General features: G+C 55.3%; 4 protein-coding genes and 1 pseudogene. 4 read left to right on the top strand and 1 reads right to left on the bottom strand.

Annotated elements, in window-relative coordinates; translation table 11 throughout:
- Nucleotides 1-103 (bottom strand): annotated as a pseudogene (locus tag ACIOZM_RS12990) (pyruvate kinase); the annotation flags it as partial.
- A gap of 193 nt (nt 104-296) precedes the next feature.
- Between ACIOZM_RS12990 and ACIOZM_RS12985 the strand changes: the two are divergent.
- The 4 genes from ACIOZM_RS12985 (at nt 297) to ACIOZM_RS12970 (ending at nt 8,609) form a co-directional block, all read left to right on the top strand.
- Nucleotides 297-683, top strand: a complete 387-nt coding sequence (locus ACIOZM_RS12985) for a tol-pal system YbgF family protein (RefSeq protein ID WP_401214154.1) — start codon at nt 297-299, stop codon at nt 681-683.
- A gap of 229 nt (nt 684-912) precedes the next feature.
- A complete protein-coding gene (locus ACIOZM_RS12980) occupies nt 913-1,272 on the top strand; it encodes a PilZ domain-containing protein (RefSeq protein ID WP_401214151.1) in 360 nt (119 codons plus the stop codon).
- Nucleotides 1,273-1,497: 225 nt separating this feature from the next.
- On the top strand, nt 1,498-4,848 hold the full coding sequence (locus ACIOZM_RS12975) for a hypothetical protein (RefSeq protein WP_401214148.1): 3,351 nt from the start codon (nt 1,498-1,500) through the stop codon (nt 4,846-4,848).
- 146 nt (nt 4,849-4,994) lie between these two features.
- Nucleotides 4,995-8,609, top strand: coding sequence for a Tc toxin subunit A (locus ACIOZM_RS12970; RefSeq protein WP_401214145.1), 3,615 nt, complete (start codon nt 4,995-4,997; stop codon nt 8,607-8,609).
- The last annotated feature ends 36 nt before the right edge of the window (nt 8,610-8,645 follow it).

Here is an 8,645-nt window from a genome sequence, read left to right as displayed (position 1 = left end):
GGGTGCCGTGGGAGAAGTTCAGACGGGCGACGTCCAGACCAGCCAGAATCAGCTGTTCGAGAACTTCCGGCGAGTTACTGGCCGGGCCAAGGGTAGCGACGATTTTGGTACGACGGACGGACATGCAAAGACTCCTGAGTTCAAGCGCTAGCAGAGGCTACTATGCTCTTGGGGTGTAGTCATTGTTCGTTTGCACTACTTATTACTTTCTTTATTGAACGCGGCAACTTTGGGACAAACGCGCCTGAAGATTTCCGACGATGGGTCGATACAGAGCTCAAGACAGGAGAACCCTCATGCGATTCGTACCCATTGCCGCCCTTGCCCTCAGCGTCCTCGCCGTCACGGGCTGCACCCGTTGGTCGATGAACCATCATTTGAACAACGCCTACAGCGCCTATGATCGCGGCAATTGCGAGCAGGTGATGCTCGAACTGTCCAAGGTAGAACGCGCCAGCCGGGCCCGCCCATATGTGTGGCCGGAAGTGTCGATGATGCGCGGTCAGTGCCTGGAACGGCAGAAAATGTTTGTCGATGCGGCGCAGACTTACCAGTTCATCATCAGCTCTTACCCCAACAGCGAATACGCTTTCCGTGCCCGTGCGCGTCTGGAAACTTTGCAGAGCCTGGGACATTACCCGACTCGCAGCGCCGCAGCCGTGGTGCCACCGGCTCGCTTCTGATGCTAGTTGTCATACAAATGCTGGCCGTGTGTACAAGCTGAGCTATAGTCGAATGACTCGGGTTTAGAGCCTGGCCTCTAAACTTGAGCAATACCTGCGACTGGCAGAAGTCAGGTGACGGCGAGGTCGCGACCGTCACACCGGAAGCGGGGAGAGCGTGCCTGTCACACAGGCCCGTTCCGAAGCAAAGGTGCGGCTCTGTGATGGAGCCTTGCATGGTTGACTGCGCATGTTCACCGACCGCCGAATAGAACGGCATCAGTTGCCGTACTTCCTCAGAGTGTTCAACAGCGTCACTGACAGGCCCATCGGCTTTCTGGGCAACGTGTCAGAAGACGGGCTGATGCTCATCAGCCAATTGCCGATGATGACCGGGGTGGACTTCCATCTGCGCCTGAAAATCCCTCAGGGCGACGGCTGCAATCAGGTGATCGACTTTACCGCCTGTTGCCTGTGGTGCCACGAAGACGCAACCCCACTGCATTACGACGCCGGACTCAGCCTGCAACAGGCTCCGCCGGAGTTTGCGCAATTGGTTCGGGCGTTGCAGCAGTACTTCAGTTTTCAGCCATTGCCTGCTTCTGTCTGATTAAGTCCAAGAGCAAAGGATCGCAGTCTTCAGCGCAATAACCTCGCTCGTATTCTCCATCAGCAACACACCCTTCTCTTCTGGTGAAACACCGCGAATACCTGGTTTTGAAACGCTGCCGCTCGTCGGGACTGTCAGATTTTACAGGTAGTCACTCGCCGCCTTGCTGGCGTATCAATTCTCTGCAAATCCGCACAGATCGCGGTGTCCACAGAGAATATTTCCATGGCCGATGAGCATGAAAGTCCCGATACACTCGGTAAGCCAGAAAAACCGGAGCAGGATTCAGCTCTGTCGACGGAAGATTTGACGGCGCGCCCAACGCCTGTTTTTGTTTATCCGCAGGACACTGGATATGGGTTGGTATCGCCGGTTTATTTTCAGATCCTGGTGGGTGAAAACGGAGCGCACACTTACGAGTTGGACGACCAGTACGGTGGGCAACGCTATACCGGGTACACAAATAGCGGCGGTACTCTGTTCAGAAGTGAACCTGCCAGCATTCGTGGAGGCAGGGGCTCCTTCGGTTTCAGAGCGTCTGTACGGGGAGAGTGGCAAAAATGGGTTTTTGTTTATTTTGATATTGGGTTAAAGCCAACGATTACCTCCTTTTCTCCCGGTGCTCAGTTGGGTGCAAGGCCCATCATCAGCGGCACCAAAGATGCCAGGCAATCGTTTCGGGTCCAAGTAGGGGTTGATCGTGGCTCGGCTATGCCTGTCACTGAGCCTTCACTCGGCCAATGGCGTTTTCAACCTGCTGCTGATTTAACTCCGGGTCCCCACACATTTTTTGTCGAGTACTACGTCCCCTGGGGTGGACAAGACAGGGGGCGTACGGAGTACCCCTTTACTGTTTTCTATAGCTCGGCACTCATTACTCAGCCAAAAAAAGATGACGTCATACGAGAGCCCAGGCCAGAAGTGTCCGGAACCGGACCCAATAATGGGGTCAAAGTCACAATTTATAGAGAAGGTGCAGCGGGAGGCTCTTACGGAGAGGCAACTGTCATCGGTGGTCTGTGGAAAGTCAGGCTGACCAAGGATTTACCTCAGGGCCCATTTGTTTTTCATGCCGCATCAAGCTTCAACGACATGCACATTGGCTATTCAAACAAGGTGGCGGTCACTGTTGATTTGAAACCCGTTGCGCCGACTATTACCAGCCCGGAGGCTTCATCACTACAGGCAGTGACGTTTACGGTTTCCGGCGTCAACGGAGAAGTGGGGGCGCAGGTTGTTCTGTTCCATGACTTGAGCGATGTTCAGATTGGTCAAAGCGATGTTTTGACTGGAGCACAGTGGAGCATATCGGTCACTCTTCCCCCCGGGCTCGCGTCTTTGGTTGCCATTCAAATTAAAGAGGGTTTTAAGTCAGAACGTAGTCTGCCGCGCCTGTTCAAAGTGCGCCCGCCGGCATTGACCAGGGTCAGCTCGACGTTTCCGACTATCACCTCAGCCGTCTTTTCAGGCCCAGGGTTTAACGGCGCCATAGTCGAGAGCACAATTGTCAAAGGCCCCGCAGGTGCCACAGTGCCACCTGCGGCGCTCGTCGCAGGAGGAAGCTGGACTACGACTTCACAGAACTTTCCTATCGGTCAATACGACCTGAAGTTTGTCCAGAAGGTCTCCGACAATGCCGGCGGCTGGATTCCTTCGCTCGAGTATCTATTCGGCATTTTAACGAGGTTGCCGCCACCCAGCCAAGTGGCTTACAGCGTCAGCAATTTTACTCCGAGCTTCTCTGGCCAAGGCAATGTTGGCGCGCAGGTGCACATTCTAGAGAGTAACTCCCCGGTCGCACCACCTGTTCAGGTGACAACCGCAGGCTGGTTGACCGCAGCCTCATCTCCTTGGGTACCCGGCAGCACGCGGACTGTACGCGTGGTTCAGCGATTGGGGGATGCGGAATCCGAGGCTGTTGAGCTTGTAGTCAACATCGAGGCAGTTCCGGTCCCTTTCAATGTGAAGTATACGGTGCAGAATTACACGCCAACCTTCTCGGGGGACGGTGCCACTGGTGCCAGGTTGGTGATCTATTTTGATGGAGGAAGTGAGTCAGCGGCTCCGGAGACCACGGTAGTTAATGGCCAATGGTCAAGCGCTGCACACAATACGTGGGGCCCCACCCACCAGCGTAATATTCATATCCGCCAGATACTGAATGGCGTCGAATCTCAGTGGGTAACGATAACTGTCGATATTCCTCCTGAAGCACCAGTCATCAGTCCCATCGAAGGTGATGGACAGCCACTGGTTTTCAAAGGTACCTGCCTGGCGAACGCGGCGTTGTCCCTCAGATTCAGCGACAGCGCTACGGAACACAAACCGGACGGCAGAACCGGCAACTGGACGTTCCAGCGATCGACCGATTTTGCTCTGGACCAAGTACATACCGCTACGTTGATTCAGACCATTGCCCAGCAAGATTCGCCGCCCGCGCTGCGAGAGTTTTCGGTCTACCCGAATAAACTGATCATCACCGAACCTGCCGAAAATGCAGAGGTTGCTCGTGACATTGTTGTCCGCGGAGATAATGGGCAGATAGGTGCATCGGTGCAACTTTACGACGATCAGTTTGGTACCCCTCTGGGGGCGGAAAAACAACTGACTGCTGAGGGCCGCTGGGAAGTTGCGCCGGAAAATCTGGAGTTTCGTAAGTACCAGATTAGTGCCAGGCAAAAAATTGCTGGCAAGGAATCCCCGCGCAGTGAGGAGCGCAATTTTTTCGTGGTGCTGAAGCCTCCGTTGATCGACATACCGCAAGAGGATCAGCCACTGCCACGGACCTTCCCGATTTCCGGGGCAGGCATGCCTTTCGGTCAGGTGACGATATGGAGTCAGGGGGAATCCGCGCCGTTACTCGAAAAAATCCCGGTCAACGGTTCGGGTGAGTGGAAGGCCGAGCTAACGTTGCCGGTCGGCAGGTATATTTTTAAGGCCAGGCAGTTCTTCCAGACCCAAGAGTCGAAGGACAGCCCCTTACGTAGTTTCAAAGTCGTCCCCGCCGCACCGATCATCGAAAGTCCCGGCAAGGGCTCTCATGTTGGTCAGTCATTCGTGGCGTCAGGTTTCGGCGTCTTTGGGGACCTGATAACACTGGCGTTGAATGGCAGCAAACGTCTGGTGCTTGGAAGCACTCCGGTGCTTGAAGATCGCAGCTGGTCACTGACGCTCACACTGGACGCGCCCCCTGGCATCTGCAATCTGGTGGCTATCGCTTCGTGTGACGGCTTCGAATCTTCCGAGTCAACCGTGCACCCCGTTGTACGGGGCACCTACCTGCCCGGTTTTGGTAAGCCAGCGATCGGTCAATGGGTCCAATCCCCAATCAGTTTTGCCGGCAACGGGCGGCCGGGCGTTGGTCGGATAACGAGTTGGTACGATCCAGATGTTCTTTTGAGTACAAACATTCCGGTCCCCCCTCAAGGGTGGCAGAGCGCGGCTGAGCAACCTCTTCGCGACGGCGGCCACTGGTGCCGCTTCCAGCAGACCATCGTTGACGACGCAGATGGCGCGACTCTCTCCGATTGGATCGAAAGCGGACGTTTTGAAAAGTCTTCAACGCCGCCCGACTGATTTTCTTCGATGAATGAGCACGTCTACTGTCATTTATGACAGTAGACGTGCTCGGCGCGGGTGGCGCACATTCGGTTATGCAACCAAGCGTTCAAACGATGGTGTGATCTCGTTTGCGCATGACGATAATACAGGGAGCTCCGGTCATGACTGACTCAGTGATTCGTCCCATTGAACAACTGTTTGCGCGGACTTTCAGCGAACAGCAACGCGAGACCTATGCTGATTTTTGCGCCTACCTGAAGAACGATGGTTCAGTTTTTCCTGTTGTGGAGCGGGGTGTTCAGGGGCTGATCAAGGATTACCAGTTGAGCCCGGATGATGCGCGGGCATTTCTGCGCGGAGCCAATAGCCTGGCGATCTATATTCGACGTCAATTCATCGAACACTCTTTGACCAGTGATGCAGTCCATGTCACCCAATCCAAAAGTGGTTTGCTCTCGATGGTGGCGGGACCGAGTTATGAACTATTGTTCCAGCCGAATTTCGATGCGCTTTGTCCACCAGATGCACTGGAATCAATTACTTCACCAGTGGCCTATCTGATCGAATTGTTACGTTGGATCGATGACCGGATTTCTCCGGAGGGTGATGATACAAGCCTGGATTTGCATCAGCGGCGGAGCGATTTGAAAAAGTTGCTCGTCGATTTCAGTTCAGTACACCAAGTGGTACCCGCTCTAGACATCATTGTTCAAGTACTCGAGACGTTCATCGACGAGAACGCCAAAGAGGATGAAGCAGGCAAGAAAACCGATCTTGAGCAGGCGCTGATTACGGCCCATTACCCTAACGGCCTGCCCTACTATCAGCATTGGGTCACACTCGATTTTGTCGCCAACAAACATGGCCTTTCGGTCGGCAATTTTGTCCATATGGTGGACAACGCTTATCCCTATTTCTTGCGATCAGAAGCCTGGGATCTCGATGCAGGGCGTGCATTTGCCCATGCTTCGCGCCTGGGGCCGTACCAACGCCAGTTACTGACGGCGGCTCCCGTAGTTGTCGGCGACAGTGAGGCACGAAATGCCTATTGTCTGCATAACTTCGGCACGAACGAGATGACATCGCAGAACCTCAATCAGGTGAGCTTTTTCGGTGAGCGAACCCGGATGGAGGCTCGGGCCATTGAGGAGTTGTTGTCGATTCGCAATTCTGCCCCGACGCGCTCAGACAATGTCACGGTCTACCCGGAACAGACCGGAATTACCGACAGTTCTCGTTCCGGCTCGGTGTTTATCAATGGCGCAGGTGCGGCTTCGATCACCATCAATTACAACTTACAGCAATCGGGGTTCCTGCACCGTCTGTCAGTGTCTCCCGACATAATTGACCCCTACGAGCGGATGAACCGCAAGTTGCGTCTGGATCGATGGCTGGGCCTGCCCAGTGAACAGGTGGATGCGCTACTGGCAGCCGCATTCAATGCAGAAGCGCGTGGCGCCACCCCCCCAAATGCAAAATGGATTTCCAGTCACGTGGTGCATGCCCTGGGGCTGTTCCAGTCGCTGCGCGAAGGGTATGGCTGTTCTGCGGAGGACTTCGCGGCGTTTATAGATCAGGTTTCGATTTACGGTCGTGGTGAAGTGCTCTCGCAATTTGACCGGACTTTCAATAGCCAAGGTACGTATCGCCAACCGCTGATGCTGGACGGCGGAGCATTTCCGATATTGCCGGTGCAAGGTGCGAGCGATTTGACGATCAACCAGTTGTGCAGTGGACTGGGCATCGACCTGAAAACATACGTTTACCTGGCAGTCGCCATTGCCCGGGCTCATGAACGCAGTGAAACACTCCTGCGCAACCCGGCCATTATCTCGAGCTTTTATCGGCTGGTGAAATTGCCGCGATTGCTGGGTATGACGCCTGTCGAGGGCGTCCTGATGTTGGCGATTCTGGGTGGTGACAGCTGGCTCAACGGTCTTGCTGGTTTGCCTCAAATCGTTGAGAAAACTGGTAGTCACACGACTCCGGACGCCCTCAATCTCATTTATGCCATGCATTCATGCGCGTCCTGGTGCAAGGATCGCCAGATGCCGGTGTTGTGGATGCTGCAGCAGGTTTCGCCGCCGCAAGCACTGGCTGTCGCCACGGAAGAGGAGCGCCGTTTTTTCGATCAGATCCGCAATCTGCTGCCTGCCGCCCTGTTCAACAATGCGGGCTTGGTGATGGCTGGCGTACCTGCGCCAGTAGGACTGGACTGGACGGCATTGCTGGTGAGGCTGATCCATCCTGCCGGACTGGTCATCACCTCACCACTGCCGGAGTCTGAATATCTGGCTTTTGCCCGGGAAAGACTCGACCAGGCTGTCAAAGACGGTATCGGCGAGAACGACGCGGTTGTCAGAAGCGTCATCGTCGAACGGATGTTGACCGTATTGTTACAGGCTAGAGAGGCACAAGTCTCGGTCGTCCGCGAGTGCCTGGCGGTTTACACCGGCCTCGACGCTGAACGCGGTCTACGGGTACTGACGTGGTCGCGGTCTACGGTCGATCAGTTGTTGGTTCTGGTTCTCGAACGTGGCGAACGAGATATGCAGGACGGCGTGCGTGAGTCCGGACAACCGGATTTCTTGCTGAGCCTGCTGGCGGATGTGCGACGACGCAGTGCGGTCGTGAGCAAACTGGATCTGAGTGCTTTGCTGCTGGATGACTTTCTGCAGTACGGCCATACAGCCTGGATGGATCAAGACGACCGGCATCTGTTGTCGATGACGACGTTGTACTACCTGACCTCGCTGACCCGGGCATTTGAGCTCAGCGAACAGCCAGCCGAAAAACTTCTCGACTACCTGCGGGAGGTCAATGCGTTGCCTCAGCCTTTGACAGGCGATGCATTAAAGCTGGTACAGCAGGCGGCGGCGCTACGGCTCGCGGAGTTTTTTGACTGGAGCGTGCAGGAAGTGCGCGAGTGTGTCGCCCACATCGATCCGCAATCGCAGATTCTCAAGAGCCTGAGCCAACTGGACCTGCTGATGCGTATTCGCGTGTTGGCGGGGCACAGTGGCATGGACGCTCTGACAATTTTCCTCGTGGGCAACCTGCCAGAGACAATCGACAAGGATGCTTATCGAATTGCGGCCGAGCATGCCGTACTCAGCCTTTCGGAAACTCGTGCAACGGTGGTTTCTTTCAACGATGAGTTGTCTGAACCACTCGTGATCATGACCTGTGTCGTGGACAGGAACGATGTGATCGCTAATAAACCCGACGAGAAAATCATCTTTACCGTGACCCTCAGAAATGCAGATGGCGCCCCGTTGAGCGGGGTTCGTGTGCACTGGAAAACGAGCCTGGGCACGATGGAGAGTCACACGACCGAGACCAACGGAACGGTCGCAGTCCAGTACTTGCCCGGCATGCTCATGGGGCAGGAGAGACCATTGTTTTGGGTGCCCCTGATCAGCGCTCAACAGGCGCCGTTAATCAACATTACCGATGATGGGGAGTCGCTGTTCTTCCCGGGGCCGTTGATGTCCCTGGTGCCGCTTGAGCCAGTACCTAAAGGTAATGAAGTAGAGCTCTCGGCAGTGGCGCAGGACAATTACACAAACCTGGGACGCAACCGCCTCGTGCGCTGGACTGTCGAGTCCGACAACGATTCGGAGTCCGCAGTAATCCGCCCAGAGCAGAACTTCACCGATTCCAAGGGCTCCAGCCGGGTGTCTGTGTCCAGTCAGACTGGAGGACGGTTCGTCGTCACGGCGACGATCGAAAGCAGTGGACATTCTACGGAGTTCGAACCTTTCACGCTTTTGTAACGAAGATGCGTGTTGCCGGTGCGTACGCCCCACAAT

This window comes from Pseudomonas sp. NPDC087346 (assembly GCF_044744235.1).
Taxonomy (GTDB): Bacteria; Pseudomonadota; Gammaproteobacteria; order Pseudomonadales; family Pseudomonadaceae; genus Aquipseudomonas.
Note: the sequence above shows the minus strand (reverse complement) of the source record. Positions and strands in the feature narration are given on the sequence as shown.

Bases quoted from the DNA above. Each gene is read 5' to 3' on its own strand.
- ACIOZM_RS12985 (WP_401214154.1), top strand. From the start codon at position 297: ATGCGATTCGTACCCATTGCCGCCCTTGCCCTCAGCGTCCTCGCCGTC.
- ACIOZM_RS12980 (WP_401214151.1), top strand. From the start codon at position 913: ATGTTCACCGACCGCCGAATAGAACGGCATCAGTTGCCGTACTTCCTC.
- ACIOZM_RS12975 (WP_401214148.1), top strand. From the start codon at position 1,498: ATGGCCGATGAGCATGAAAGTCCCGATACACTCGGTAAGCCAGAAAAA.
- ACIOZM_RS12970 (WP_401214145.1), top strand. From the start codon at position 4,995: ATGACTGACTCAGTGATTCGTCCCATTGAACAACTGTTTGCGCGGACT.